The organism is Pseudomonas sp. ef1 (genome assembly GCF_007293365.2).
Classification (GTDB): Bacteria; Pseudomonadota; Gammaproteobacteria; order Pseudomonadales; family Pseudomonadaceae; genus Aquipseudomonas; species Aquipseudomonas siliginis.
Map to the genome: position 1 here is coordinate 3404083 of NZ_CM129815.1, position 25628 is coordinate 3429710.

The following is a 25628-nucleotide window of genomic DNA, read 5'->3' on the forward strand; positions in this document are numbered from 1 at the left end:
GCTCCGACCTGAATGACGTATGTGGTAGTGTTTCAGGACATTCAACAAACGGAGCGCGACCATGCATCGAGTCGGCTATCTGCTCACGGAAGGTTTTCAGGTGATGGCGCTGGCGACCCAGTCGGTGTTCGAGTTCGCCAACATCGTCACGGGCAAAGCCGTGTACAAGGTGCAGAACTTTTCCCAGGCCGGCGGCATCGTCAGCTCCTCGCTGGGCTTGCACGTCGATACGTTGCCGCTGACGCAAGCGGGGCTGGCCGACAGTTGGCTGGTGGCGGGAACGCTGACACCGCTGACGCCGCCCGATGCTGACGTGCTGCACAGCGTGCGCGGGCTCGCCGACGGCGCACGCCGCGTGGCCGGCATCTGCACCGGCTCGTTCGTACTGGCGCAGGCGGGCGTGCTGGACAACCGCCGCGTGACCACGCACTGGGCGTTCGCCCCGGCGCTGCGCAGGATGCATCCCTCGGTGAATGTCGAGGACGACCGGATCTTTATTATCGACGGCCCGGTGTGGACATCGGCGGGCATGACCGCTGGTGTCGACATGGCGTTGGGCATGGTCGAAAAAGATCTGGGCAGCGAAATTGCGCGCTCGGTGGCACATCGGCTGGTGATGCATCAGCGCCGCTCGGGCGGGCAGTCGCAGCATTCGGAATTGCTGTCGCTGTCACCCAAATCCGATCGCATTCAGAGTGCGCTGGATTACGCGCGCAAGCACCTCAATCGCCCGCTGAGTGTCGAAGAACTGGCCGAAGTGGTGCACCTGAGTCCGCGGCAATTCACCCGCGTGTTCACCGCCGAAACCGGCCAGTCTCCGGCCAAGGCGATAGAGAGCCTGCGCCTGGAAGCGGCGCGTTTGCTGATCGAGCAGAGCAATCACAGTCTGGATATTGTTGCCAGAGAAACCGGGTTTCGTGACCGTCGGCATATGCGCGAGGTGTTCATGCGCGGCTTTGGCGTGCCGCCGCAGGCGGTGCGGCGCGATTCGCGGCGGATGGTGTGAGGCTCGTCTGGTTACGTGACGTTATGTTGAACACCAGCGACCTTTGCCCGAAACCTTTGGCAGGCTCGTGCAGCAAAAGAATATGGACTGAAAAAAATGAATCTGGAAGCGCAACTGCGGTATCTGATTGCTGAGGATCCCGTCCGGATGCACATCCTGCGCATAGTCAGAGATCTCAACTTACCGGACTGCTGGGTTGCCGCAGGTTTTGTGCGCAGCCTGGTTTGGGATCATCTGCATCAGCGCCAACCTTCGCCGTTGCCCGAGGATATTGATGTCATATGGTTCGACAGAACACGTCCCGGTGATCAAACGGATTTGGCCTTGGAGGTCGAGCTTGCAGCACTGTGCAGTGGCTTGAACTGGTCGGTGAAAAACCAGGCACGCATGCACCAGCGAAACGCCGATGCGCCTTATGGAGCGGCTGCGGATGCAATGACGTTCTGGCCGGAAACTGCTACGGCAGTAGGTGTCAGGCTTGATCGGCATGGTGCGATAGAGGTTTCGGCGCCGTTGGGGCTGGAGGATTTGTTTGCGCTGAAAGTGCGGCCAACCGCCCGATTTGAAAGTGATAAATACGTGGTGTTTCTGGAGCGCCTGCAGTCGAAGAGATGGCTCGAGATCTGGCCGAAGTTGACGCTCGTAACGCAGGGTTGATGCCGCCCCGATTGATCGTTTAAACCGATAAGGAAATCTTTATGCATCCTGACAAGGCCTGTCCTGTGGTGCTTTGTTTCGCACAGCGCCCGCGAATCTTGTTGTTTCGACATCCAAAGACTGGGGTGCAGTTAGTAAAAGGAACCATTGAGCGCGGAGAAACACCCGCCGAGGCCGCTTTGCGAGAACTGGCGGAAGAGTCCGGTATCCACAATGCGATAATCAGTGAAGATTTGGGCTGCTGGAAGTCTTGCCACCACGGACAAGTCTGGTCGTTCCAACGTTGCGAGGTGCGTGAGCCGCTGCCAGAGCGATGGTCTCACCAGACACCGGATGATCATGGGCATGTCTTCGCGTTTTTCTGGGCTTCGCTCGATCACCTGCCGTATGACGATTGCCATCCTGTCTTTCGTCGAGCGCTGGGGTTTTTGATTGAGGCTTTGAAGTACCAGGGACAACTAGCGCCACACGACCGAGGAGCAAAATGGAGATTGACCGGCTGCTTAAGAAGCGACAATTGAATGTGCAGGAACAGAATGCTGTGACTGCCCATCGCCTGATCCCCTTGTAGGAGTGAACCTGCTCGCGATGACGTCCGCCCATTCACCGCCACATAAACAGAAAACCCTCAGCCCGTTTAAACAGTAACTCCAGCCTTAAGCAAACGGCTACAACGCCTTGCGCCATTCCCTACGACTACGCCAGAATCCGCCGGCTTGTGCGTCTGCCGTTCCCTCCGTAACTTGATTCCTGTCACTGCTCATCAGTGATCGGGTCTGCAAGCCCGTCGGAAATCAGTCGCATAGCCCTGCCAAAGGACACTCGTTCGTGTCCGCTCAATGGCGGCTTTGTGCGGGAGACCTTCAGGTCTGCCGGGTTCCTGATTTCCCGGTCTTGCAGACCCGCACACAGCTGCCACCCATCATCTGCAAGTGATGTTGGCAGCTCCAGACGAATAATCAGGAGTTTCACCATGTTCAAAGTCACACCCAATCCCCCAACCAGCGACCCCGCATCACCCTACGAATCCGGTGCATCGAAAAAACTCCACGAAGCCGCCGAACGCGCCCTCGATCACTACCTCGGCCCGGCAGACATCCTGGCCAGCACCAACACCCCGGAACAGATGTTCCTCGCCAACCCGAAATACGACACCGAATCCCTGCTGGCCAACGCCAGCGAATCCCTCGGCTCGGCCACCACCATGCTCTACGACTTCGCCGCGCTGCTCGACAACCCGCGCCGCAAAACCCTTCTAGGCATCGCCCAGGTCGTCATGCTCGGCGAAATCGCGGTCAATCAGGCTTTGGACAAAGTCGAAATAGCCAAATAACCCGCAATGCGACGAGCGCAAAACCTCGTCGCAACACCCGGGCGCACCACGGCTGGCACACGGCCACGGCTTGCACCACCCGGGCTCGACTGTCACCCTTCGGGCCGTTCTTCAAGGATCAGAACAAGGAATCAAGGATTGAGTGGTTACGTTCCAAACCCGCCGAAAAACTACCGCTACGAACAAGCCAAACCCGTCGACCTGCACGCCCAGCACTGGGCCGAATATGAGAAGCACGGGAAAGAGCCCGCGCGCGAGCCTGTGAAGATAGGCATTGCGTTGAGGATCGGCGTTTTCTTTGATGGCACAGGCAACAATGCGAACAACTCTGCTGCGGGGTTGTTGTGTGGTGCTCAGCATCCGATTGCGCCGGAGGATATACCAGCTAGCTGCATGCCTTATATGAGTGACCCGGATAGTAGTTATGGTGCCGGGCCTACGAATATCAAGAAATTGTTTTCTCTGTATAAAAAGACCCAGAAAGCCGAAGGCGATGGCTTTCTTAAGTACGTCTCAAGCCCAATATATGTCGAAGGTATAGGCACTGAAAGCAATCAGATGGATAGCGCTGTAGGTGCTGGAACGGGGCGAGGTGGGACTGGTGTTACGAGTCGCGTACAAGCGTCCTTCACGCAGATAAAACAAGCTATCGAAGAGGCACTGCAAGAGAACCCCGACAGTGAAATTGCGTCCCTGACTTTCGATACATTTGGCTTCAGTCGTGGGGCTGCTGCTGCACGGCACTTCGCAAATGAAGTGGTGAGGGGTAAGCAAGGAGCTTTAGGAGATCTCCTAAACCGGAACGCCGCAGATTTCAGTCGCACCTTTGATAATAAATACGGAAACGGCATCAAAATGGGTTTCATCGGGCTCTTTGACACGGTGCCCTCAATTGCCGGCTTCACCAATCTTGGCCGGGTGAAAAGTCCTATAGCTCCCGGTGTGAGGCTTTACCTGGACCGTCAATACTTCACGGATGTCGTACATCTCGTAGCGCGTGATGAGTGTCGCGCTAATTTTGCGCTCAGCCGAGTGAAGCCCGCGCACCCTGAGTACACTCTTCCCGGGGTTCATTCGGATATTGGCGGCAGCTATCTTGATGAAGTAGAGGAACGCGTGCTTGTCAGTCCGATGCAAACTCTCGATGTACCTCGGTACGTAGACGTTTCAACGACGTCGATTTATCACGACGCCGCGCGCGTAAAAAGCGAGTGGCTTGCTAAAGGATGGCCTGCGCATCTGCTGGATATTGTCACCCCGGCTTCCTTGGAAATTCCGCAGGAGCATCAAGACAGGCTTTCACCGGGGCAGAAGCGCGTATATGCCGCTCTACAATTGAAACGTCCGGTGAGTGGAAAACTTTCGAGAGTTTATTTAAAAGTCATGTATCAGCTGGCAAAAGAAAAGGGTGTTCAATTCATTGATATACCGGAAGATGACGAATACTCCGTGCCGGCAGAGCTGCAACCTCTTTGTGACCGATTTCTCACCGGAAACTACAGAACAACTGCAGAAGAAGAGGCTTTGCTCAAGCTGAAGTACATTCATACCTCTGCAAACTGGAATCATCCCCTTGGAAGAAGAGACGGGAGCGGTATTGATGCTGTTTACATCAACGCCCCGACGGAAGACGCGATCCGTGTACAACATCCTCACGTAGCTGATTGGAAGCTCTGGTAATGAAGTCTGTAATCGCTCTGCTTGTCGCCTTATTGTTAATGGGCTGCCAGAAAGGAGGTTTCGAAAGTGGAGAAAATGACCCCAAGTCTCCTTGGTGGCAAATAGGATTCGTTGAGCCGAATTACATGAAGATCTGGGTTGAGGACAGCTCGGTGCTGGATATCAATAACAGAATGTTTTTCAGAGTCGGTGGAAAATCCGCTCCCGGAGGCGAACCAGAAGATGGGACGGAGTCTGCCCGTGGTTGGGGAACAGTCGGTGGTTCTGGAGTTTTGGTTACCGGTGCTGACCTTCCTCGAATGATTTTTGTCCGTTGGCAGTCGATATCGGAGCAGAAAACCTATAAAGGCTTCATAGAGATTCCAGAGGAAGCGAGGCAACTGATGGTGCAGTCCACACATCAGCGGTGCCCGAAGACTCCCGAAAGAACCGCACGTTACTCCGCAACGCTGCTTGTGGGGCTCGCCCCGGGGGGAGTGCTTCAAGCGTGGGTCAGGGACTCCTGCCACCGCCCGATAAAAGTCTCCCATGCTCAAGGCGAACTCGAACCTCTCGGCCCGGAGCAGGGCAAGCATGGCGGGCGCTATGCCTATCCCGTGAGTGAAAAGGCCAAGCGTTACATTGATAAGTTCGGCATCCCGTACGGTAGTTGGTAAATGACGTGGATGGAGCGCCGTCCACTTTTCAAGTGCTAGACCGTTTCACTTCTTTTGAGTTGAATTAGGGGCGGCGTCTTGAGAATAGGAAAGGCCGACCGTTTCGATGATGTCGACTACGACGCAGGCTATGAGTATCGAGGTTTCAATTACCTGATTCTGGATGGTGTCGATGAGTTTCTCGTCAGAATTTACGATGACCAACCCGGTAGCGCGACGGTTGTACGCCCTGCCATGACCACAAGCACCAGACTCAGAACGCTGGCGGAATTCTTACGAACGGAGCTGGAGGTAACTGCGATTTATCTCTACAAGGGTGAAATAGGAAGCTATGTCCAGGTAGACCTCGAGAGCCTGCAATTCTGCTGATCCGGTATCGAGCCGGGGGCGATAAGCAGGACTCGCCAACCAAGAGTCCCGCCACCACACCCCCTCAAACCTCAGCCTTCACCCCAACCTTCACCGCCGCTTTGCGATACGTCAGCAACACAATCCCGCTCACCACAATCACGCCACCGATGATCTGTCCTCTGCTGAGCATCTGATCCAGCACAATCCAGCCCATCAACAACGTCGCCAATGGCTCAATGTTCATCACCGGAGCGTTGCGCGGCATGTCCAGCCTGGGTACGGAAATGAACAACACAATGAAGCCGGTCCCATAGAGCACGACAAGCGTGGCAAGGGCCAGCCAGCCGGTTGAGGTGGCGGGGAGGTTGAGTCCGCCGGGGAGGGCGCCGGTCAGGCCGGCCAGGTTGACGCTGCTGAAGACAATGAAGATGGTCAGCAGGCTGCGCACCGAGCCGCGCACTTGCGACAGTTTGTGGTCGGTGATCCACAGCGCGCAGGCGAATACGCTGGCGGCGCAGAAGGCGAGTGCGACGCCCAGTAGCCATTCCGGGCCGACGCTGGCGCTGTCTGACAGACGTCCGGGGACGTCCAGTACGAACACCAATCCCATGAGAATCAAGCCCATCAACATCGCGGTGCGCGCGCTTGGTCGTGGGCCGCCCAGCGCCCAGGTCAGCAAGGCGAGCAGGATCGGAAACACGTTGGCCACCAGCAGCGCCAAAGCGACCGGGACCCGCGCGACAGCGGAGTACAGACATAGGCTCTGCGCGGTGATCAACAGCCCCAACAGTAATTGCCAACGCCAAGCGCCCGCCGGCAGACGCAGACTTTGCCGCTGCCACAGGACGAGAATGGCCAGCACCAGCAAGGTCCCGCCCGAGCGCATCAGAATCGCCAGCAACACGCCCGCGCCATCGTCAAAAGCGACCCGTGCCGCGACGTGGTTGCCGGCGAACGCACAACCCATGCACAACAGAATGATCACGGCGAGATAACGGGGGAAGGGCGGCGGTACGGTTGGCGCAAACTCAGGACGGGACATGGCAGATCTCAAAAATGATAGCCACTCGGGGTGGCTCAGGTTTTTATTATGTTGTCGTACAACTGCCCGATTTGTACCGTAATCAAGCAGGCGCGGCAAGCTCGAAAGGCTTGAAAAGCCGCTTAGGCGTGATGCTGTTTGAGTGTCAGAGATCGTATAACTTGCTTGCTAGGCACGAGCATCAAGTCGAGTTGCCCACCCATCCTCACGAGCCTGACCGACCAGAAAATCCACAAAAGCCCGGGTTTTTGCTGGCAATAGTTTCTGGCTGGAAAAATACAAGTAGATCTGCCCTGCATCGACATACCAATCGGGCAAAACCCTTTCCAGCGTACCGTCCTGCAGATAAGGCAAAACATCCGGAACTGCCAACAGCGCAACCCCCAACCCCAGTCGGGCGCACTGACACAGCGCTTGCGGATCGTTGACCAACAGGCGCGGCGCCAACTCCAGTGGTGCTCGTTGCCCGTCGGGGCCTTGCAGCATCCAGCTGCGCACCTTGCCGGTCTGTACCGAGCGCATGGCCAGGTGATTCAGCGTCGACAGCTCTTCAATGCGCTGGACGCGCGGGCGCCCCGACAGATACTCCCGCGAGGCCACCAGAATCAGATGCGCCGGGGCGATGGCTCTGGCGACCACACCTTGCGCCAGCTCGATGCCGCCACCGATGGCCGCATCAAATCCATCCGCGATGAGATCGACCTGGCGATTGTCGACATGCCATTCGGGGATCACGGCGGGATATCGATTGAGAAATTCCGGCATCAGCGGCAGTAGAAAATCCCTGGCAAAACCCGGTGCCGCACTTAGACGCAGGGTGCCGGAAGGCTCTCCGGCATTGCCGGCCACATCGGCGATCGCCGCCTGAACACTTTCCAATCCCGAACCGACGTTGGCCAGAAAACGTTCTCCCGCTTCGGTCAGCGTGAGTTTGCGCGTGCTGCGCTGAAACAAGCGTACGCCGAGGTTGGCCTCCAGTTGCGCGACATTGCGACTGACCGCCGCGGGAGTCAGGCCCAGCCGGCGCCCCGCCGCAGAGAAGCTTCCCGCCTCGGCGCTGCGCACGAATGAGAGCAAATTGCCTAACGTTTCCATCTGCGCACCTTCAACTAATGATTGAAAGTGATTCTAGGTGGCTTCCACTACTGGTGGAAGATCAAAAAGCGTCTCATAGCCTCATCAACTTCAACCACCCAGAGGCTCGACCATGAACACATCCACGCTTCCACTGACCGGCAAAATCGCCATCGTTACCGGTGGCTCACGCAGCATCGGCGCAGCCATCGCCAAACGGCTCGCGGCAGATGGAGCCACCGTCGCTATCACCTACAACGCATCGCCAGATCGCGCCGCAGCGGTCGTGCAGGAAATCGTTGCGGCGGGCGGCCAGGCTGTGGCGCTGGCGGCCGATGCGGGCAATCCCGAGGCTGTACGTGCAGCGATTGCCGAGGTTGCACAGCGTTTTGGCAAGATCGACATTCTGGTGAACAACGCTGGTATCAGCCTGCTCGGTGCCCCCGAGGACATCGCCTTTGAGGACTTTCAACGCATCCTTGCGGTGAACGTGACCGGCGTCTTCGTCGCCACTCAGCAAGCGCTCAAACACATGGGGCAGGGCGGCCGCATCATTCACATCGGCAGCTCGATGGTGCAATACGCTGCGTTCGCTACCGCCTCCGTCTACACCCTGAGCAAAGGTGCGCTGACCGGTTTCAGTCGTGGACTGGTGCGCGATCTGGGGCCGCGCGGCATCACTGTGAACACAGTCCATCCTGGCCCGACCGACAGCGACATGAACCCGGCCGACGGGCCTATTGCGGACTTCCTACGCCCGAACATCGCCATGGGGCGGTACGGCGAGGGCAAGGATGTTGCCAGCGCGGTGGCGTACCTGGCCAGTGCAGAGGCAGGGTTTGTCACCGGCGCAGAATTAATCGTCGACGGCGGCTTCACAGCGTAAGGAGAGCATCATGAATATCAGCATCATTGGTACCGGCTCCATCGGCACCGCCATCGCTCGGTTGCTCATCAACGCAGGCCTGCCGGTCAGCCTGGCCAACAGCCGCGGGCCGCAGAGCCTTGTCGATTTGGTCGGCGAATTGGGCCCACTGGCACAAGCGGTGACGGCTCAGCAAGCCAGCCAGGCGGACATCGTTTTTCTGGCGGTGAACTGGTCGAAAATCCCCGATGCCGTGCGTGATCTCGGGCCTTGGAATGGGCGCATCGTGATCGACGCCAACAACCCCATTGAAGCGCCGCTGTTCAAGCCTTTCGATCTGGGCGGCCAGCCGTCTTCGCAGGTGGTGGCGCAGATGCTGCCCGGTGCGCATGTGGTCAAGACGTTTAACCACTTGCTCGCAGCGTTGCTGAGCGATCCCACCGCCGAGGGCGGCAAGCGTGTGCTGTTTTATTCCGGCGAGGATGCGGCCAGCAAAGCTCGAGTTGCGAAGCTGATTGATCAGTTGGGGTTTTTTGGCATCGACTTGGGCGGTGTGCAGCAGGGAATGCTTGCGCAGTTTCCGGGCGGACCGCTGCCAGCCTTGAATCTGGTCAAACATGGTTAATCGCTGAGCCCGGGAGACCGGGCTTCACACGCAAATCGAGGAATCAAAAATGGCTGGCTCAGATTCGCGAAATATCAATGAGGTGGAAAACTACGACGCCTTGCTACGGGCCAATCTGCAGCGGGTGTTCAACCAACGCGATGCACAAAGGCGCTTGGCGGCGGTGCAGGAGCTTTTTGCAGACGCACCGACGATGTATGAACCGACTGGCATCGTCACCGGGCCAGCGGCGATTTCGGCAGTGGCCGGTGCGTTGCTGGATCAGTTCGGGCCGGACTTCGCTTTTGTTCCGGAGGGAACGGCAGTTGGGCATCACGGCTTGGGTTATCTGCGCTGGCACGCAGGCCCGGGCGATGGGCCGGTCATCGTCAGCGGCGTCGATGTGGCAGAAATCAGCGAAGGGAAAATCGTGCGACTGTGGGTGTTGCTGGATGCGCCCCAAGGCTGAGCCGCACGGCAGGGTGGCAAATCGGATCCCGTTGCCGCCTGTCGCCGACTGCCGATCAGATTAATATCGCGCATTGACATATCGAATAATCTCGATATCCTCGGCGCATGGAACTGATCGAAATCTTCAAAGCCCTCTCGAACCCGACGCGCCTCAAGATCCTTGAAGGCCTGAAGGATCCCGTCAAGAACTTCCCCCCGCAGGATGAGGGTGACGTTCTCGTCGAGGGTGTCTGCGTCAGCAGCATCCAGGAAGGTATCGGCCTGTCGCAGTCGACGGTGTCGAGTTATCTGGCCACTTTGCAGCGGGTGGGGCTGGTGGAAGTGCGGCGCATCGGTCAATGGACCTACTACAAACGCAATGAGGCAGCAATCAGCGCGCTTGCAGAGATCATAGGGAAAGAGCTGTAAATTTTTTTACCGCAGGATATCGAGAATTCTCGATATCCCTCTTTATCGATACGAGGTTTTGCCATGAAAGCGATGATTCTGAAATCCTTCGGCGGTCCTGATTCGTTCGAACTCAGCGACGTGCCCAAACCGGTTCCGCAAGCGGGCCAAGTGCTGGTTCGAGTGCACGCCACTTCCATCAATCCGCTGGATTATCAGGTTCGGCGCGGTGACTATCCCGATCTGGTGCCGCTACCGGCCATTACCGGTCACGACGTGTCGGGCGTGGTTGAAGCCATCGGGCCAGGCGTCAGCGCTTTCGCGCCGGGCGACGAGGTCTGGTACACCCCGCAGATATTCGACGGGCAGGGCAGTTATGCCGAGTACCACGTCGCAGCCGAAAGCATCATCGCCAGAAAGCCTGCGTCACTGAGCCACCTCGAGGCGGCCAGTCTCAGTCTGGTCGGCGGTACGGTTTGGGAAGCGCTCACCGTGCGCGCTGTGCTCCGCGTTGGCGAAAGCATTCTGATCCACGGCGGCGCGGGCGGGGTCGGCCATGTGGCGATTCAGGTGGCCAAAGCCATGGGCGCCAGAGTCTTTACGACCGTGCGCGAGGCCAACGCCGATTTCGTCCGCAGCCTGGGCGCTGACGTGGTGATCGATTACACCCAAGAGGACTACGTCGAAGCGATCATGCGCGAAACCGCCGGGCATGGCGTTGATGTGGTGTTCGATACCATCGGCGGCGATACCCTGTCTCGCAGTGCTGACGCGCTCGCCCAGCTTGGCCGCGTGGTCTCGATCGTCGACATCGCGCAGCCACAAAACCTCGTCCAGGCCTGGGGCAAGAACGCCAGCTACCACTTCGTTTTCACCCGGCAGAATCGCGGCAAGCTCGATGAATTGAGCGCGTTGGTCGAGCGCGGCCAGTTGCGGCCCCACGTTGGCGCGGTCTATTCCCTCGCCGACATCCCGCTCGCCCACGCTCGACTGGAGAGCGCCAACAACGGTCTGCTGGGAAAAATCGCCATCGCCGTCGAGCCTTCGCTCATCGTCTGAATCTGCTCACTGATTTTGGAGAAACATCATGGTTTACGAGATCGCTGTGCTGCCCGTTCACCCGCATCAGACTGAAGCCTTTCGACGGGCATTTGCCGAAGTCGAACCGTTGCTCACCCGCGCCAAGGGATACGGCGGCCACTTGCTGGCGCAAGGTATTGAAATCCCCGAGCAGTTCAATCTGATCGTGCGCTGGCAGTCACTTGAGGACCACTCGCCGGGGTTTGAGCAGAGTGAAGACCACCAGCGGTTCATGCTGGGGTTGGAGGATTATTTTTCGGCGGAACCGATGGTGTACCACATTGAGGGTGGTGCTTTTCCGGGTGGCGACTTTGGCGTATCGGACAGCGGAGCCAGCGTAGGCATCTGAGGGAGTATGTGGCTGTTCGTCACAAGCGGCTGTGGCAGGTCGAGCCCCGCTTGTGATGAATTGCCACTTTAATTCCGCTTTGGCCTGTTCGTGGGGCAGGGGTGGCAGGCAAAATGCGCCGTTTTCCATATGTCTCGTACTGCAACTCATCCAAGGAAGGCCACTTGAAAGTCATTCCCCACGCTTCCCTGCGCCCTGAAATCTGGCCAGCCGTTGCTTTATTGGTGCTGGCAAGCCTTCTCACGTCCGGCTGCACGCGCTCCCATTCTCCAAAACCGGTGGAGCGCGATCCGTGTCTGGATTCCGGTCCAGCGCATACAACGGCCTACAACAAATGCGTGAGCGAGCGGGAAGAGCGCCAAGCTGAAGCGCTCAGAATACTGCTCAGTGATGATCCTGCTGACAATCCGCAACGGCAAGTGGCCGTGACAAGCGACAGCGATTTCCAACCGTCTGATTTTCCTGACGAGCCAATGCCAGCGAGTTTTCGCATGCCTTCCGACCTGAATCTCAAGGATACCCGGGCATTTCCTTACAAGGCTCGCATCAGCTGGAAATACGTGTCGGATCGCTTCCTGCCGAGTTCAAAGGAATCCGCGCGGATGATGCAGGTGGACCGCCTGATTAAGGCGGCCGTAACGGCGGATGGGTTCGCAAAGTGGGGGTGCACGGTCACCGGCGGAAAGCGTCAGGTGTGGGTTTTCTACACCCTGGACGACGCGGCCTTTGTCAGCCGTGTGCAGGCAGCTCTGGCGCAGACCGGGCCTTATCCGATCGAGTTCAGCAGCCGTAAACAGACGGATGTGAGTGCTGAGGTGCAGAATGCCGAGCAACCTCGACTCACGCCCAAACGATGCCTGGAGTGAAACAACCCTCGCTGCATAAGCTTCTGAAACGGATTTATCGCCATGCTTGAACGAAACAAACTGGTTCCTGAACTGATGGTCACCGAGCTGTCGAAGAGCTTGGCGTTCTGGGTGAACTGTCTGGGCTTCAAAGTCGCCTATCAACGCCTTGAAGACGGTTTCGCCTACCTCGATCTGAACGGCGCGCAAGTGATGCTGGAGCAGTTCGATCCGCAGGCCGGCCAGTGGCTCACCGCGCCTCTGAGCAAGCCTTTTGGGCGCGGCATCAACCTGCAAATAGATGTAGTCGCGGTCGCACCTGTCCTCGAACGACTCGAACAAGCTGGTTTTCCACTCTTTCGAAACTGCCAGGACACCTGGTATCGCGCAGAAAGTGTTGAAACAGGGCAGCGGGAATTCATTGTGCAGGATCCGGACGGTTATCTCGTCAGGCTGGTTGAGCGATTAGGTGAGCGGCCGGTCTGGGCCGCGGAGTAGGTGAGGTCCGCGACACTTCAGCCCTGGATTTTCCTTCCGCGTTAGCCCAGCGCTTTGATGGTAGGCTGCATAACGTCAGCCGTACCTTCTGTACTCCTGAGTTTGCTTTTTTAGCTGTCTGCGCCGGTTCGCCTCATAGCGTTGATGGATTGCCTTTAGGACCACAGCCATGCGCCTGCCAGATTTCATTCTCGAAAACCTAGAGCCGATACTGCAGGCCTGGGAAGATTTCGCCCGCACCATCGAGACACCAGGTGCGGAACTCGATAACGCTGCGCTGCGCGATCACGCCGAGCAGATGTTGCACGCCATCGTCATCGATCTGCGGAGCAAGCAGACCATCAGCGAGCAAATTGCCAAGGCCCAGGGGCATGCGCCGCGCGACGATGAAGAAACGGCTGCGGAAACCCACGCCGTGACGCGGCTGATGGCCGGTTTCACCATCGATCAGATGGTTTCCGAATACCGCGCGCTGCGCACCAGTGTGCTGAGCCAGTGGCTGCGTCAGGTCAAGGATGGCAAATCGGTGAATGTCGACGACATGACGCGCTTTCACGAAGCCATCGATCAGGCGCTCGCCGAGTCGATTGCCAGCTACTCGCGCGCCGTCGAGGCGTCGCGCAACGTGTTTCTGGGGATTCTCGGCCATGACTTGCGCACGCCACTGGGGGCGATTCTGCTTGGTGCGGATATGTTGCGTCGTACCGAAGCCACCGACCCGCGCACCAGCAAAGTGGCCCGGCAGATCTACGCCAGCGTGCAGCGCGCCAGCCAGATCGTTGGCGACCTGCTGGATCTGACGCGCTGCCAGATGGGGCCGGGTATTCCGGTGAAAAAATCCCTGATCGATCTCAGCCCTGTGTGCGAACGGGTGATCGAGGAAATCCGCGCCTTTCATCCGCAGGCCAACGTGCGTTTCGATGCAAAGGAAGCGGTGATGGGAGCGTTCGATGGCGCGAGGATGGAACAGGTCTTTTCCAACATCATCAGCAATGCGGTGACCCACGGCGACAATAAGTTTCCGGTCTCGGTCGAGTTGCAGGTCCGCGAGGATTGCGCGGTGTTCACCGTACATAACGGCGGTGAACCGATCCCGGGGGATGTATTGCCGTTCATCTTCAACCCGATGGGGCGGTTCTCGCAGCGCTCCGTGGTTGATCACGGGCCGGTTGCCGGGCTCGGTCTGGGCCTGTTTATCGCTTCGGAAATCGTCGCCTCGCATGCTGGCTCGATCGAGGTCAGCTCTGACCTGGAAGGCGGAACCGTTTTTCGCGTAAAGCTTCCGGTTAATGCAGAAAGCCCCGTCACCATCTAGGCCAATCGATGGAGGGCCGGCCCCGGCCCTCCAGCCTGATCACTCCTCCATCACCTCAACCAAACCGCGATCCTCACCGAGGAAGCCGCCGCTCTGGTGCTGCCACAGCCGCGCATAAGTGCCGTTCTTCTCGAGCAATTGCGCGTGGGTGCCTTGCTCGATGATGCGGCCTTCGTCCATGACGATCAGCCGGTCCATCGCCGCAATGGTCGACAAGCGGTGGGCGATGGCGATCACGGTTTTGCCCTGCATCATTTCATCGAGGCTTTCCTGGATCGCCACTTCGACTTCCGAGTCCAGTGCGCTGGTGGCTTCGTCGAGCAGCAGGATCGGTGCGTTTTTCAGCATCACTCGGGCGATGGCAATGCGTTGTCGCTGGCCGCCGGAGAGCTTGATGCCGCGTTCCCCGACCAGCGTGTCGTAACCGCTGTGGCCCTGTTTGTCGCTCAACTGGCTGATGAAACCATCGGCCTGGGCGTTTACTGCCGCGCGATGGATGTCTTCGTCGGTGGCGTCCGGGCGTCCGTAGGCGATGTTGTCGCGGATCGAACGGTGCAACAGCGACGTGTCCTGGGTGACCATGCCTATCACGCTGCGCAGGCTGTCCTGGGTGACCTCGGCGATGTTCTGCCCATCAATGCGGATCTCGCCGCGATCAACGTCATAGAAGCGCAGCAGCAGGTTGATCAGTGTCGATTTACCTGCACCGGAGCGGCCAACCAGGCCGATTTTTTCGCCGGGGCGAATGTGCAGGGTCAAGCCGTCGAGGACTTGGCGTTCGCCGTTGTAGTTGAAGCTGACATTGTCGAAGACCACTTCGCCGCCGGCAGGCTCCAGCACCTTGGCATCCGGTGCGTCCTGGACTTTCGGGCCGCTGGTCAGCGTGGCCATGCCGTCCTGCACGGTGCCGATGTTTTCGAACAGCGAAGTCATCTGCCACATGATCCAGTGCGACATGCCGTTGATGCGCAACGCCATGGCGGTGATCGCCGCGACGGCGCCGGTGCCGACTTCGCCTTGATGCCACAGCCACAGCGCGTAACCGCCGGCACCGATAATCAACGCGACCACCAGCGCCTGATTGACGATCTCGAACTGGCTGACCAGACGCATCTGGCGGAACCCGGTGAGCTTGAAATCTTCCATCGCCGCACGGGCAAAATGCGCTTCACGCTTGGAGTGCGAGAACAGTTTGACCGTGGTGATGTTGGTGTAGGCATCGGCAATCCGCCCGGTCATCGACGAGCGCGCATCGGCCTGTTCCTGGCCGACCTTGCCCAGACGCGGCACGAAATACACCATCGCCAGCCCGAACAAAACGATCCACGCCAGGAACGGCAGCATCAGTTTCAGCGCAAAGCCACCGGCCAGCGCAATGATCGCGATGAAGTACACGCCGATGCCGGGGAGGATTTCGATCAGGGTGAACAGCACCTCGCGCACTGACAGCGCGGTTTGCATGACCTTGGTCGTGACCCGGCCGGAGAACTCGTCGGAGAAAAACGACAAGCTTTGCCGCAGCATCAACCGGTGAAAGTCCCAGCGCAGGCGCAGCGGCAGATTGATCGCGAGGATCTGGTGCTGGACCATGGTGCGCAGCGCCACCAGCCCGATGCTGACCACCAGCACAATGCCGATGCCCCACAACACGCGGCTTTGCTCATCACCAGCAGCGCCGCCGGATTGCCAGGTCGAGAGCAGATCCACCACTTGCCCAAGGAAAGAAAACAGCCACGCCTCGTAGATCGACACGCTGGCGCTGAGCAGGGCGAAGGCCAGAATGTAACCGCGCGCGCCCCGGGTGCAGGCCCACAAGAAACGCATCAGGCCGACTGGCGGTGGCGGCGCCTCGTCGGGCGGGAAGGGGTCGAGCCTTTCTTCAAACAGGCGAAGCATTGCGGTCTCCGAAGTGATCAGGGTGTGGGGATTCTGCCATCTATCGGCGGCGTTGAGGGTTTCACTGCCATCATCTGGATGAACCCCCGTGCCTTGTCTTGACCGCAGACCGGCGCAGAAGCTCAACACAATCCTGCCAAGCGCAACCTTTCGTCGCTGATCCAGACCTGATGCTGCACGCTCATCAACCTGTTTGAACTCTCGCGCAAGCTGCTCCGTCATCTCCTATGTGGGGGCTCGAGGCAATGTTGCCGTGTAGCTCCGTTTTTGCGTTTTCAGTGAGAAGGCGAGGGGCGAGGGGCGACATGAATACTTCAGACAGCAGGTCAGGGTATGAATCAGGTGATCCCAACGGCAAGCCTGAGCAAAGTTTTGATCATTTGAAGGACAACGTCAGCGAAGCACTGGGCGGTGCGCGGCAGCAGGCCGATGCGCAATTCGGCCAGTATCGCGACACGGCGGCCGAGCAGATCGAAGCCTTGGCGCAAGGGGCGAAAAGCTTTGTCTCGGAACTCCAGGACAAGGACACGCTGGGTATGTCCGACTACCTGACCGACATGGCGGATTCCATGACCGGGCTGGCAGGCAATCTGCGCGGCAAGAGTGCCGAGCAGTTGCTGCATGATGCGGCGGATCTGGCGCGCAGCAATCCGGGATTGTTCATCGCCGGCAGCATTGCCATCGGTTTCGGCCTGTCGCGGTTTCTCAAAGCCGGCACGGCCGCAGCAGCGACGGTCAGTGCCGAACACGATCCGGCGGCGGGCTCCACCTCGACGCCACCGCCAGCCGATTACGGCGCGCAGCGACCCTATGAATCGTCGATGCCGTCGTCGACCCACGCCAATCCGGGACTGGCCACCGGCATCTCCCCGACCTCGCCCAGTGACAGCGATCACCCCTCTGATTTTGCCGCGGCTTCCGTACCGCACGCACCCGACGCCAAAGGAGAACTGTGATGAACAGAGATGAATCTGATCTGAGCGGGGCAAGGCCCCTCGGCCAAACGGATGACGCTTCGGTGGTCGGCCTGTTGCGGCAACTGTCGCGCGAGGTACCGGCCTTGTTCACCAAGGAACTGGCACTGGCAAAAGCCGAACTGCACAACAGCCTCAGCACTCTGAAGGCGGGCATCGCTGCGGTGGCCGGCGGCGCGATCGTGTTCCTCGCCGGCTTCATCATTCTGCTGATGTCGGCTGTGTACGGCCTGAGCATGTTCATGGCGCCATGGTTGGCCGCGCTGATAGTCGGCGTGGTGGTGATGATCATCGGCTTCGCCATGCTGCAATCCGGGAAGAAGCAATTCGAGCCGTCTCACTTCAAACCTGATCGCACCCTCGACGCCTTGAACAAGGATCAGGAAGCGCTGCGGAGGAAAGTCTCATGAAAAGCGAACTGGATATCGAAGCGGAAAAAAGCCCGGAGCAGATCGAGCGCGAAATCGATGCGCAGCGCGCCAGCATCGGCAACATCGTCGATCAACTGGAGAGCAAGTTCACCCCCGGGCAGATGATCGATCAGGCCTGGGGAATGATGCAGAGCAACGGCTCGACATTCTTCACCAATCTCGGCACCAGCGTGCGCAATAATCCGGTGCCAGCGGTGCTGACTTCCGTGGGCCTGCTCTGGCTGATGATCAGCCAGAATCGCCCACCGGTGCCGCAACCGACCTATCGCAGCGGGCCGGATCAGGACAAGGCTGGCGAGTGGGCCGACGGTCTGGCCGACGGCATCGACAGTGCGCGCGCGCATTTGCACTCGACCTCGGATTCGCTGAAGGAGGGTTACCAGTCACTCAAAGGCAAGGCCAGCCACCTCGGTGAAAACGTCGGTGCGGCGAAGGAAAACCTGAGCCATGCGATGCATGACGCCACTGATCGACTGTCGCGTAATTCGCAAGTGCTTGGCCAGCAGTTCAGTCACCTGCTCAAGGAGCAACCGCTGATGGTGGCTGCCGCTGGGGTCGCTTTGGGTGCCTTGCTCGGCGCGGCGTTGCCAACCACGTCCACTGAACAGCGCTACATGGGCCGCACCAGCGCTGGCATGGTCGACAAAGCCAAGCAAAAAGCTCAGGAAGGTTATGAAGCCGTGCGTGACACGGTGACCCGAACCACTGAACAAACCGAAGTCGAGACCAAACCGGATCCGGCGCGGCCGTCTTCTTCGGATCTGTCGCAGGGTCTGGGCACTTCCTGACGGGGAGAAACGAGGGAGGCCTGCAAGGGGCCTCCCTTCGTCGTTGTGCGGCGGTAATTCGGTGTGCCGCTGTGGTGAGCCAGCCTGTGAAAACGTAGCCTTGACCCGGATCATTGTGGGAGCGAGCCTGAACTGGCCTAATGATTTTGGACACTTCAATCAGGCGCTATGATGGCGTCCAAATCTGAGGTGTTCGGATATGCGTAACTCTTATTCAACTGAATCAAACTCAAGGCTGTCGGCATGGTATTGGACGAGGGGATATCGGTTCCCGAAGTCTGTGCCAGTCTAGACATCGGCCCTACCGCGTTGCGTCGCTGGGTCGCCCAGGTTCGCAAAGAGCGCCTGGGTACAACGCCGGTGGGGGCCAAAGCGATTACCGCTGACCACCGAGAGATTCAAGAACTCAAAGCCTTGCTCAGGCAAAAAGACCGGGATATTGAAATCCTAAAAAAAGCCAGTGCTCTGCTGCTATTGGACGCCAAAGATCATTCTCATTGATCAATGAGCTGGCAGAGCTATACGGCGTTAACGACTGTTGCCGTGTGTTTGATGTTTGCCGCAGCAGCTTTTATGCCTGGCGTCAGCGCCAAGGCAAGGTGAGTCCTGAGCGGGAGAAACTCAAAGCCATGCTGGTTGAGCATCATAAGGAATCGAGAGCATCGGCCGGGGCACGCACCCTTTCCCGGGAACTACAGGCCAAAGGACATCGAGTCGGGCGGTACATGGCTCGTAGTTTGATGCGTGAAGCCGGAGTGACTAGCCGTCAGCGCCGGCGCCATAAATACAAATCATCAGGCGTAGAGGCTTTGGTCGCACCGCACGTGCTCAAGCGCCAGTTCGATGTCACATCAATCAATGAGGTATGGTGCGCCGATGTCACGTATATCAAGGTCGGCACCCGGTGGATGTATTTCGCTGCGGTTTTGGATCTCTTCGCCCGCCGACTGGTGGGTTGGGCGTTTTCAATGATCTCGGATGCGGAACTGACCTGTGAGGCCTTACGAATGGCCGTTGAGTTGCGAGGCAGACCTAAAGACGTGCTGTTTCACTCCGATCAAGGCTGCCAGTACACCAGCCATAAATTCAGGAATGAGCTGCTAGCGCACGGGCTGAGGCAGAGCATGAGTCGCAAGGGAGAGTGTTGGGACAACGCACCGATGGAGCGTTTCTTTGGAAGTCTGAAATCGGAGTGGGTACCTGAAGCGGGGTACCGCTCCGAGTACGAAGCCCGGGTTGATTTGCAGCGCTACCTAATGCGCTACAACAACACCAGACTCCATAGCTACAACAACTACCGGTCACCGGTCGCCATGGAGAAAATGGCGGCCTGAAAACCCTAACTGGTGTCCAATATTACTTGACCAGTTCAGCCTGCTCGCGAAAGCGGTGTGTCATCCAACGCGGATGTCTCTGATCTGGCGACTTCGCGAGCAGGCTCGCTCCCACGGGGATTTGGGTGCGACAAAGACTGCTGATCTGCCCCGGATCATTGTGGGAGCGAGCCTGCTCGCGAAAGCGCTGGGTCAGGCGATGATGAAGTTGAATGTGCCGACGCCTTCGCGGGCAAGCCCGCTCCCACAGGGATTGGGGTGCGCTGAAGATGGTGGCCTTGCCCCGGATCATTGTGGGAGCGAGCTTGCTCGCGAAAGCGCTGGGTCAGGCGATGATGAGGTTAAATGTGCCGACGCCTTCGCGGGCAAGCCCGCTCCCACAGGGATTGGGGTGCGCTGAAGATGGTGGCCTTGCCCCGGATCATTGTGGGAGCGAGCTTGCTCGCGAAAGCGGTGTGTCATTCAATGTGGATGTATCTGATCTGGCGCCTTCGCGAGCAGGCTCGCTCCCACAGGGATTTTGGTTGCGCTGAAGATTTTGGTCTTGCCCCGGACCATTGTGGGAGCGAGCCTGCTCGCGAAAGCGGTGTGTCATCCAACGCGGATCTATCTGATCTGGCGACTTCGCGAGCAGTCTCGCTCCCACAGGGATTTTGGTTGCGCTGAAGATTTTGGCCTTGCCCCGGACCATTGTGGGAGCGAGCCTGCTCGCGAAAGCGGTGTGTCATTCAATGTGGATGTATCTGATCTGGCGCCTTCGCGAGCGGGCTCGCTCCCACAGGGATTTCAGCTGGATTGAAGAGTTGCGTTTGTCAGCGGTTGTATTTCAGTGCTTCGACAAACGCTGCAAACGCTGCGGAGCCCTGACGCCGATTTGGATAATACAAGTGATAGCCCTGAAACGTCGGGCACCACTCTTCCAGGACTTCCACCAGTCGTCCGTCCGCCAGATACGGCGCGACCAATTGCTCGGGCACGTACGCGACGCCGATGCCATCCACGGCGGCATTGAGCACGTGCATGATGCTGTTGAACACCAGTTGCCCGTCGACCTTCACGCTGAAATCCTGACCCTTGTGCGCAAACTCCCAGGCGTATATCGCGCCGGCCGGTTGGTGGCGGATGTTGATGCAGGTGTGCTCCGTCAACTGATGTGGCGTGGCGGGTTTCGGGTGGCGAGCGAAGTAATCCGGCGAGGCCACCACGGCCAGGCGCCAGTCTGGGCCGATGCGCACGGCGATCATGTCTTTGCTGATCGATTCACCGAGACGGATACCAGCGTCGAAGCGCTCCTTGACCACATTGGTGAAACCATAATCGACGTAAAACTCCAAGGTGATATCCGGATAGTCCTGCAAAAACTTTGTAAGCATCGGCCGAATGCACAACTCAATCTGATCGTCCGTGCAGGAAATCCGGATGGTGCCGCTGGGCTTGTCGCGCAGTTCACCAAGGGCTTCGAGCTCGGCGCTGATCTGCTCGAACAGCGGCGCAATCGAACGCATCAAGCGCTCGCCAGCCTCGGTCGGCGAGACGTTGCGCGTCGTGCGAGCCAGCAAGCGGATACCCAGACGCTGCTCCAGCGCGCGGACCGTATGACTCAACGCAGAGGGCGTGACGCCGAGGCGAGCAGCGGCTTTGGTGAAGCTTTGATCCTGGGCCACCGCCAGAAAGGCCTGCAGGTCATTGACTTTGGCGTTGCTCATTGCTGAATTTTTCTCAAAAGCACATGAAGATTACCGCTACTAATCAAGTTAAGCCCGATCCGTCAAGCTTTGCAGCCTGAGTAACGGGGCAGAAGTGCCTCGATGATTTCTTCTTCAAGACAGGTTTTCGCATGACGGCTCAAGTAATCAACACCCCGACAGCCCAGCCCATGGAAGCGTCCACTGCCGGCGAGCAACCGGCGTACTGGAGCGGCGTGTTCGCCATGACCCTGTGTGTCTTCGCGCTGATCGCCTCCGAGTTCATGCCGGTCAGTCTGCTCACGCCCATGGCCACGGACTTGCACATCAGCGAAGGCCTGGCCGGCTACGGCATCGCCATCTCCGGCGCGTTCGCGGTGCTGACCAGCCTGACGATCACCAGGCTCGCCGGCGCGATGGATCGCAAGCGCCTGCTGCTGCTGTTGACGGCGCTGATGTGCGCGTCCGGGCTGGTGGTGGGCCTGGCGCCGAACTACACGGTGTACATGATCGGTCGCGCATTGATCGGCGTGGTAATCGGCGGCTTCTGGTCGATGTCGGCAGCGTTGGCCATGCGTCTGGTGCCATCCGCCAGCGTGCCCAAGGCATTGGCAATTTTTAACGGCGGCAATGCACTGGCGACCGTCGTGGCTGCGCCGTTGGGCAGTTATCTCGGCAGCGTGATTGGCTGGCGCGGGGCGTTTTTCTGCCTGATACCGGTGGCGTTGATTGCGCTGCTCTGGCAATGGATCAGCTTGCCCGCGCTGCCGGCCGCGCCACGCAAAGCCAGCGCAGCCAACGGCTTTGCGTTGTTCAAAAGCCGCCGGGTGGCATTCGGCATGCTCGGCGCCGGCCTGTTCTTCATGGGCCAGTTTGTGCTGTTCACTTATCTGCGACCGTTTCTGGAAACCGTGACCCGGGTCGATGTTTCGGTGCTGTCGATGATTCTGCTGGTCATTGGTGTAGCCGGGTTCATCGGCACCGTGGTCATCGGTTCGGTGTTGAAGAAGGGGCTGTATCGCGTGGTGATCGCCATCCCGCTGTTGATGGCGATGATCGCAGTGGCGCTCGTCGGGCTGGGCAGTTCAGTGGTGGCGGCGTTCGTGTTGCTGAGCCTGTGGGGATTGATCGCCACGGCGGCGCCGGTGGGCTGGTGGTCGTGGCTGGCGCGCACGCTGCCCGACGATGCCGAAGCGGGCGGTGGGCTAATGGTGGCGGTGGTGCAGTTGTCTATCGCTTCGGGGTCGACCGTCGGTGGTCTGCTGTTCGACGGCAGTGGCTATCGGCTGACCTTCTTCGCCAGCGCGGCATTGCTGGTGCTGGCGGCGCTGATGACGTGGCTGACGTCGCGGCAGAAAGCCTGACTCAGCTCTCGGTATTTTCCACTGAAGCCTGCGCGGCTTCGGCTTCCAGCTTCAGGCGATCAGCCTTGCAGATGTATTTGGGCTTTTTCGGCGCCAGTTTGGCGTTGGCCTTTTTGGCTTTTTCCTTGAACAACTGCTGCAGCTTCTTTTGACGATTCATGTTTTTTCGATCGCGGGTGGAGAGGGTGGGAATCCTGACGCAAGGCCGAGTGGTCAGCAAGAAGAAATCCACTAAGCTGAGCACATTCCCCCCAACTCAAGAGCCCCCCAAACCGAAGGAATCGCACATGAGAAAAGCTCGCAGATTGATTGTCGCGTTGTCTTGCCTCGCGCTTGTAGTCGGCAGCACGACGGCACTGGCCGACCCCGGCAATGGCAAGGGCCAGGGCGGCCAGGGCAACGGCAAGGGCAAACCGCAGAACATGCAGGATCATGGTAAACCGGGTGGGGGCGGTCAGGGCAATGTCAACAAAGGCCAGCAACACTCTGGCAATGGCGGCGGTGCTCCGAGCATTGATCGCGGCAATATTCTCGGCATCGTCGACGGCTATCGCGGCGAATACTGGAATCCGGGGCCAGCGCTGCCGCCTGGCGTTCAGAAGAATCTGGCGCGGGGCAAACCGCTGCCACCAGGCATCGCCAAGAAGCTGGACGGGCGTCTGCTCGGCCATTTGCCTCATTACGACGGCTACGAATGGCAACAGGTTGGCACCGACCTGATCCTCGTCGCGCTGGCTACCGGGCTGATCTACGAGGTGCTCAACGGCGCGTTCGATTGATTCTGCAAAGAGGAGTGGCAGCACCTGCCGCTCCTTTTTTATTCATGCATAGCTGCATCAGATGCAGCAATGAACTGCATTCAGGTTGGGTTGTTCGTTGAATGCTGAGCTTTCAGACTGAGCTCAACGGCTAACGAATGAATGGAGATGACCATGGCCAACGCAATTCGCTTCACCGCAACCGGCGCACCGGACGTCCTGCAACTGCACACTGTCAGCGAGCAAACGCCTGGGCCTGGCGAGGTCTGGCTGGAGCAAGCGGCGGTGGGCGTCAATTACCTCGATGTCAGCCAGCGCAAAGGTGCAGTGCCCGTGGCGTTGCCGTCGGGGCTGGGTCTGGAAGGCGCGGGTCGGGTGGCGGCGGTCGGTGCCGGTGTGAGCAATGTCCGCGTCGGTGATCGAGTTGCTTATGCCACTGGCCCCTTGGGCGGTTACGCCTCGGCGCGACTGTTTCCGGCAGAGCGCCTGGTGAAGATTCCCGAAGCGTTGTCGTTCGAAGATGCGGCGGCGGTGCTGTTCAAAGGCATCACCGCGCAGTATCTGCTGAAGACGACTTATCCGGTCGGGCCGGGCACGACAATGCTGGTTTACGGCGTCGCGGGAGGTCTGGGGGAAATCATGGTGCCATGGGCCAAACACCTTGGCGCAACGGTGATCGGTGTGGTGTCGAAGCAGGCCAGTGTCGACAAGGCACGCGCGTCCGGTTGTGACGAAGTGTTGGTGTTCGATGCCGAAACCCTCGCCGCCGATGTGTTGCGTATCACCGAGGGGCGCAAGGTCGACGTGGTGTATGACCCGATTGGTCGGGTGTCTTTTCAGGCCTCGCTGGACAGCTTGCGCCCACGCGGATTGATGGTCTCGTTCGGCGCGCAGACCGGCGCGCCGGCAGCGGTGGAAATGGCCACGCTGAACGCCAAGGGCTCGCTGTTCCTGACCCGTCCATCGCTGGCCGCGCACACTGCCACGACAGCCGAATATCAGGAGCGCGCACAAGATGTACTGGCTGCGGTGGCCGCCGGTATCATCACGCCGCAAATTCGCGCGCGTTATTCATTGGCTGACGCGGCACAAGCGCACGCCGATCTTGAATCGGGCCGATCATCAGGGGCGATCATTCTAAAACCATGAATCTGGATGTTCTGAGCAACCCGCACAGCGATGAAATCGCTGCTTTCCTGGCCGTCGCCGCGCAAGGCTCGTTTGTCGCGGCGGGGCGTTTGTTGCAGCGTCATCCGACCATCGTTTCCAAGCGCCTCGCGGCGATGGAGAAGCGACTGGGCGTGCGATTGGTGGAGCGCTCGACGCGACACGTGCGCATCACCGAGGCCGGCCTTCAACTTGAACAACGCTTGCGCGCGGCCGTCGAGTTGATGAACGAAGCGCAGCAACAAGCGTTGCAGGGCGCCAGCGAAGTGCGCGGCACCTTGCGCCTGGCTTTACCGGCGGCGATGGGGCGCTTGTGGCTGGGACCGCTGCTGCCGGAATTTCTCAAGGCTCATCCGCATGTTTCGGTAATCGCCGATTACAGCGAAGGCCTGGTCGACATCATCGAGCAGGGCTTCGACGCGGCTATCCGCATCGGCGAGCTTGAGGACAATCGGCTGACCGCAAAAAAGCTCAGTGACCATCGGCGGATTCTCTGCGCATCGCCGGCCTACATCGAGGCCCATGGCATGCCGCAAACCCCGCAGGACCTGCTTCAGCACAATTGCCTGCGCTTCAGCGGGCTGGCGTCGTTCCCGCTGTGGCGCCTGCATCGCGGTAACGAGGTGCAGACCATCACGCCCCACGGCAACCTGACTGCCAGCGACAGCGAATCCCTGCTCGCCGCCGCCCGCGCCGACGCCGGCATACTCGGTGCTGGCGACTGGCTGATGAGCCGCGATCTGGCGGCAGGTCGGTTGATTCGTGTGTTGCCCGACTGGCATCTGGATTCGGCGGGCGGCGTTTATCTGGTCAGGCCGTCATCGCGGTTTCCAGCGGCGGCGGTGGTGGCGTTCAAGGAGTGGATTGAATCCAAATTCGATCCGGCGCCACCTTGGGCGGTTTGATCACAACCTGCATCAAGACCGACACTGACCCTGTGGGAGCGAGCCTGCTCGCGAAAGCGCAGTGTCAGTCATAGATGATGTGGCTGACCTGACGCCTTCGCGAGCAGGCTCGC

29 protein-coding genes are annotated in these 25628 nt (G+C 59.1%); 24 read left to right on the forward strand and 5 right to left on the reverse strand.

The features are described from left to right. Positions 1-61 precede the first annotated feature (61 nt). The 6 genes from FEE99_RS15435 (at position 62) to FEE99_RS15460 (ending at position 5332) form a co-directional block, all read left to right on the forward strand. Positions 62-1006 (forward strand): GlxA family transcriptional regulator, encoded by a 945-nt coding sequence (locus tag FEE99_RS15435; protein ID WP_041480577.1) that lies wholly within the window; start codon positions 62-64, stop codon positions 1004-1006. 96 nt (positions 1007-1102) lie between these two features. Further along, on the forward strand, positions 1103-1663 hold the full coding sequence (locus FEE99_RS15440) for a nucleotidyltransferase family protein (protein ID WP_041480576.1): 561 nt from the start codon (positions 1103-1105) through the stop codon (positions 1661-1663). Between the two features lie 41 nt (positions 1664-1704). Next, on the forward strand, positions 1705-2184 hold the full coding sequence (locus tag FEE99_RS15445; RefSeq protein WP_081932635.1) for an NUDIX hydrolase: 480 nt from the start codon (positions 1705-1707) through the stop codon (positions 2182-2184). Between the two features lie 452 nt (positions 2185-2636). After that, entirely contained in the window at positions 2637-2996 is a 360-nt protein-coding gene (locus FEE99_RS15450) for a DUF6124 family protein (protein ID WP_041480573.1), read from the forward strand. A 138-nt stretch (positions 2997-3134) separates the two neighbouring features. Further along, on the forward strand, positions 3135-4676 hold the full coding sequence (locus tag FEE99_RS15455) for a T6SS phospholipase effector Tle1-like catalytic domain-containing protein (protein ID WP_041480572.1): 1542 nt from the start codon (positions 3135-3137) through the stop codon (positions 4674-4676). Continuing rightward, on the forward strand, positions 4676-5332 hold the full coding sequence (locus tag FEE99_RS15460) for a DUF2931 family protein (protein ID WP_041480571.1): 657 nt from the start codon (positions 4676-4678) through the stop codon (positions 5330-5332). The genes FEE99_RS15455 and FEE99_RS15460 overlap by 1 nt, the downstream gene beginning before the upstream one ends. 433 nt (positions 5333-5765) lie before the next feature. On the opposite strand, the gene FEE99_RS15465 is transcribed toward FEE99_RS15460, so the two are convergent. Both FEE99_RS15465 and FEE99_RS15470 read right to left on the reverse strand, forming a co-directional pair. Beyond that, on the reverse strand, positions 5766-6725 hold the full coding sequence (locus FEE99_RS15465; protein ID WP_041480569.1) for an EamA family transporter: 960 nt from the start codon (positions 6723-6725) through the stop codon (positions 5766-5768). Between the two features lie 168 nt (positions 6726-6893). Continuing rightward, on the reverse strand, positions 6894-7820 hold the full coding sequence (locus tag FEE99_RS15470) for a LysR family transcriptional regulator (RefSeq protein ID WP_041480568.1): 927 nt from the start codon (positions 7818-7820) through the stop codon (positions 6894-6896). A gap of 112 nt (positions 7821-7932) precedes the next feature. On the opposite strand from FEE99_RS15470, the gene FEE99_RS15475 reads away from it, so the two are divergent. The 9 genes from FEE99_RS15475 to FEE99_RS15515 all read left to right on the forward strand — a co-directional run bounded on the left by FEE99_RS15475 (position 7933) and on the right by FEE99_RS15515 (position 14213). Continuing rightward, on the forward strand, positions 7933-8685 hold the full coding sequence (locus tag FEE99_RS15475) for a 3-oxoacyl-ACP reductase family protein (RefSeq protein ID WP_041480567.1): 753 nt from the start codon (positions 7933-7935) through the stop codon (positions 8683-8685). A 7-nt stretch (positions 8686-8692) separates the two neighbouring features. Beyond that, entirely contained in the window at positions 8693-9289 is a 597-nt protein-coding gene (locus FEE99_RS15480; protein WP_208601942.1) for an NADPH-dependent F420 reductase, read from the forward strand. 49 nt (positions 9290-9338) lie between these two features. Beyond that, positions 9339-9737, forward strand: a complete 399-nt coding sequence (locus FEE99_RS15485; RefSeq protein ID WP_052392219.1) for a nuclear transport factor 2 family protein — start codon at positions 9339-9341, stop codon at positions 9735-9737. A 107-nt stretch (positions 9738-9844) separates the two neighbouring features. After that, entirely contained in the window at positions 9845-10147 is a 303-nt protein-coding gene (locus FEE99_RS15490; RefSeq protein WP_024012559.1) for an ArsR/SmtB family transcription factor, read from the forward strand. A 63-nt stretch (positions 10148-10210) separates the two neighbouring features. Further along, on the forward strand, positions 10211-11185 hold the full coding sequence (locus tag FEE99_RS15495) for a zinc-dependent alcohol dehydrogenase family protein (RefSeq protein WP_041480565.1): 975 nt from the start codon (positions 10211-10213) through the stop codon (positions 11183-11185). Between the two features lie 28 nt (positions 11186-11213). Then, positions 11214-11555, forward strand: a complete 342-nt coding sequence (locus FEE99_RS15500) for an antibiotic biosynthesis monooxygenase family protein (protein ID WP_041480564.1) — start codon at positions 11214-11216, stop codon at positions 11553-11555. Positions 11556-11719: 164 nt separating this feature from the next. Next, positions 11720-12421, forward strand: a complete 702-nt coding sequence (locus FEE99_RS15505) for a DUF695 domain-containing protein (protein WP_064361153.1) — start codon at positions 11720-11722, stop codon at positions 12419-12421. A 42-nt stretch (positions 12422-12463) separates the two neighbouring features. Beyond that, on the forward strand, positions 12464-12898 hold the full coding sequence (locus tag FEE99_RS15510) for a bleomycin resistance protein (RefSeq protein ID WP_041480563.1): 435 nt from the start codon (positions 12464-12466) through the stop codon (positions 12896-12898). Positions 12899-13067: 169 nt separating this feature from the next. After that, positions 13068-14213 carry a sensor histidine kinase gene (locus FEE99_RS15515; RefSeq protein WP_041480562.1) on the forward strand — a complete coding sequence of 382 codons (1146 nt, stop codon included), beginning with the start codon at positions 13068-13070 and terminating at the stop codon, positions 14211-14213. A gap of 39 nt (positions 14214-14252) precedes the next feature. On the opposite strand, the gene FEE99_RS15520 is transcribed toward FEE99_RS15515, so the two are convergent. Next, a complete protein-coding gene (locus FEE99_RS15520) occupies positions 14253-16109 on the reverse strand; it encodes an ABC transporter ATP-binding protein (RefSeq protein WP_041480561.1) in 1857 nt (618 codons plus the stop codon). A gap of 305 nt (positions 16110-16414) precedes the next feature. Between FEE99_RS15520 and FEE99_RS15525 the strand changes: the two genes are divergently transcribed. The 5 genes from FEE99_RS15525 to FEE99_RS15545 all read left to right on the forward strand — a co-directional run bounded on the left by FEE99_RS15525 (position 16415) and on the right by FEE99_RS15545 (position 19636). Then, complete coding sequence (locus FEE99_RS15525) at positions 16415-17065, forward strand: hypothetical protein (protein WP_041480560.1); 651 nt, start codon at positions 16415-16417, stop codon at positions 17063-17065. After that, entirely contained in the window at positions 17065-17493 is a 429-nt protein-coding gene (locus FEE99_RS15530) for a phage holin family protein (RefSeq protein WP_052392217.1), read from the forward strand. The genes FEE99_RS15525 and FEE99_RS15530 overlap by 1 nt, the downstream gene beginning before the upstream one ends. Then, the gene (locus tag FEE99_RS15535) at positions 17490-18302 is read left to right on the forward strand and encodes a DUF3618 domain-containing protein (RefSeq protein WP_041480559.1); all 813 of its coding nucleotides are present in this window, start codon (positions 17490-17492) and stop codon (positions 18300-18302) included. The genes FEE99_RS15530 and FEE99_RS15535 overlap by 4 nt, the downstream gene beginning before the upstream one ends. A gap of 243 nt (positions 18303-18545) precedes the next feature. Further along, positions 18546-18803 carry a transposase gene (locus tag FEE99_RS15540; RefSeq protein ID WP_052392216.1) on the forward strand — a complete coding sequence of 86 codons (258 nt, stop codon included), beginning with the start codon at positions 18546-18548 and terminating at the stop codon, positions 18801-18803. Then, complete coding sequence (locus FEE99_RS15545) at positions 18800-19636, forward strand: IS3 family transposase (RefSeq protein WP_041475818.1); 837 nt, start codon at positions 18800-18802, stop codon at positions 19634-19636. Before FEE99_RS15540 ends, FEE99_RS15545 begins: the two co-directional genes overlap by 4 nt. An 812-nt stretch (positions 19637-20448) precedes the next feature. On the opposite strand, the gene FEE99_RS15550 is transcribed toward FEE99_RS15545, so the two are convergent. After that, a complete protein-coding gene (locus FEE99_RS15550; protein WP_041480558.1) occupies positions 20449-21342 on the reverse strand; it encodes a LysR family transcriptional regulator in 894 nt (297 codons plus the stop codon). A 131-nt stretch (positions 21343-21473) separates the two neighbouring features. On the opposite strand from FEE99_RS15550, the gene FEE99_RS15555 reads away from it, so the two are divergent. Next, a complete protein-coding gene (locus FEE99_RS15555) occupies positions 21474-22685 on the forward strand; it encodes an MFS transporter (protein ID WP_052392215.1) in 1212 nt (403 codons plus the stop codon). A 1-nt stretch (position 22686) separates the two neighbouring features. Here the strand turns inward: FEE99_RS15555 and FEE99_RS15560 are convergent, their stop codons facing one another. Further along, entirely contained in the window at positions 22687-22845 is a 159-nt protein-coding gene (locus FEE99_RS15560; RefSeq protein WP_081932631.1) for a DUF2986 domain-containing protein, read from the reverse strand. Between the two features lie 127 nt (positions 22846-22972). Here FEE99_RS15560 and FEE99_RS15565 point away from each other — a divergent pair, with 127 nt between their 5' ends. The 3 genes from FEE99_RS15565 (at position 22973) to FEE99_RS15575 (ending at position 25515) form a co-directional block, all read left to right on the forward strand. Continuing rightward, positions 22973-23464 carry an anti-virulence regulator CigR family protein gene (locus FEE99_RS15565; RefSeq protein ID WP_041480556.1) on the forward strand — a complete coding sequence of 164 codons (492 nt, stop codon included), beginning with the start codon at positions 22973-22975 and terminating at the stop codon, positions 23462-23464. A gap of 153 nt (positions 23465-23617) precedes the next feature. Then, positions 23618-24592 carry a quinone oxidoreductase family protein gene (locus FEE99_RS15570; RefSeq protein WP_041480555.1) on the forward strand — a complete coding sequence of 325 codons (975 nt, stop codon included), beginning with the start codon at positions 23618-23620 and terminating at the stop codon, positions 24590-24592. Beyond that, positions 24589-25515 carry a LysR family transcriptional regulator gene (locus FEE99_RS15575; RefSeq protein ID WP_041480554.1) on the forward strand — a complete coding sequence of 309 codons (927 nt, stop codon included), beginning with the start codon at positions 24589-24591 and terminating at the stop codon, positions 25513-25515. Before FEE99_RS15570 ends, FEE99_RS15575 begins: the two co-directional genes overlap by 4 nt. Positions 25516-25628 lie beyond the last annotated feature (113 nt).

Coding starts and splice junctions, on each gene's coding strand:
- FEE99_RS15570 (WP_041480555.1), top strand. CDS start 23,618: ATGGCCAACGCAATTCGCTTCACCGCAACCGGCGCACCGGACGTCCTG.
- FEE99_RS15530 (WP_052392217.1), top strand. CDS start 17,065: ATGAACAGAGATGAATCTGATCTGAGCGGGGCAAGGCCCCTCGGCCAA.
- FEE99_RS15550 (WP_041480558.1), bottom strand. CDS start 21,342: ATGAGCAACGCCAAAGTCAATGACCTGCAGGCCTTTCTGGCGGTGGCC.
- FEE99_RS15470 (WP_041480568.1), bottom strand. CDS start 7,820: ATGGAAACGTTAGGCAATTTGCTCTCATTCGTGCGCAGCGCCGAGGCG.
- FEE99_RS15460 (WP_041480571.1), top strand. CDS start 4,676: ATGAAGTCTGTAATCGCTCTGCTTGTCGCCTTATTGTTAATGGGCTGC.
- FEE99_RS15485 (WP_052392219.1), top strand. CDS start 9,339: ATGGCTGGCTCAGATTCGCGAAATATCAATGAGGTGGAAAACTACGAC.
- FEE99_RS15520 (WP_041480561.1), bottom strand. CDS start 16,109: ATGCTTCGCCTGTTTGAAGAAAGGCTCGACCCCTTCCCGCCCGACGAG.
- FEE99_RS15515 (WP_041480562.1), top strand. CDS start 13,068: ATGCGCCTGCCAGATTTCATTCTCGAAAACCTAGAGCCGATACTGCAG.
- FEE99_RS15555 (WP_052392215.1), top strand. CDS start 21,474: ATGACGGCTCAAGTAATCAACACCCCGACAGCCCAGCCCATGGAAGCG.
- FEE99_RS15560 (WP_081932631.1), bottom strand. CDS start 22,845: ATGAATCGTCAAAAGAAGCTGCAGCAGTTGTTCAAGGAAAAAGCCAAA.
- FEE99_RS15525 (WP_041480560.1), top strand. CDS start 16,415: ATGAATACTTCAGACAGCAGGTCAGGGTATGAATCAGGTGATCCCAAC.
- FEE99_RS15435 (WP_041480577.1), top strand. CDS start 62: ATGCATCGAGTCGGCTATCTGCTCACGGAAGGTTTTCAGGTGATGGCG.
- FEE99_RS15475 (WP_041480567.1), top strand. CDS start 7,933: ATGAACACATCCACGCTTCCACTGACCGGCAAAATCGCCATCGTTACC.
- FEE99_RS15510 (WP_041480563.1), top strand. CDS start 12,464: ATGCTTGAACGAAACAAACTGGTTCCTGAACTGATGGTCACCGAGCTG.
- FEE99_RS15465 (WP_041480569.1), bottom strand. CDS start 6,725: ATGTCCCGTCCTGAGTTTGCGCCAACCGTACCGCCGCCCTTCCCCCGT.
- FEE99_RS15535 (WP_041480559.1), top strand. CDS start 17,490: ATGAAAAGCGAACTGGATATCGAAGCGGAAAAAAGCCCGGAGCAGATC.
- FEE99_RS15575 (WP_041480554.1), top strand. CDS start 24,589: ATGAATCTGGATGTTCTGAGCAACCCGCACAGCGATGAAATCGCTGCT.
- FEE99_RS15490 (WP_024012559.1), top strand. CDS start 9,845: ATGGAACTGATCGAAATCTTCAAAGCCCTCTCGAACCCGACGCGCCTC.
- FEE99_RS15495 (WP_041480565.1), top strand. CDS start 10,211: ATGAAAGCGATGATTCTGAAATCCTTCGGCGGTCCTGATTCGTTCGAA.
- FEE99_RS15450 (WP_041480573.1), top strand. CDS start 2,637: ATGTTCAAAGTCACACCCAATCCCCCAACCAGCGACCCCGCATCACCC.
- FEE99_RS15440 (WP_041480576.1), top strand. CDS start 1,103: ATGAATCTGGAAGCGCAACTGCGGTATCTGATTGCTGAGGATCCCGTC.
- FEE99_RS15565 (WP_041480556.1), top strand. CDS start 22,973: ATGAGAAAAGCTCGCAGATTGATTGTCGCGTTGTCTTGCCTCGCGCTT.
- FEE99_RS15445 (WP_081932635.1), top strand. CDS start 1,705: ATGCATCCTGACAAGGCCTGTCCTGTGGTGCTTTGTTTCGCACAGCGC.
- FEE99_RS15500 (WP_041480564.1), top strand. CDS start 11,214: ATGGTTTACGAGATCGCTGTGCTGCCCGTTCACCCGCATCAGACTGAA.
- FEE99_RS15540 (WP_052392216.1), top strand. CDS start 18,546: ATGGTATTGGACGAGGGGATATCGGTTCCCGAAGTCTGTGCCAGTCTA.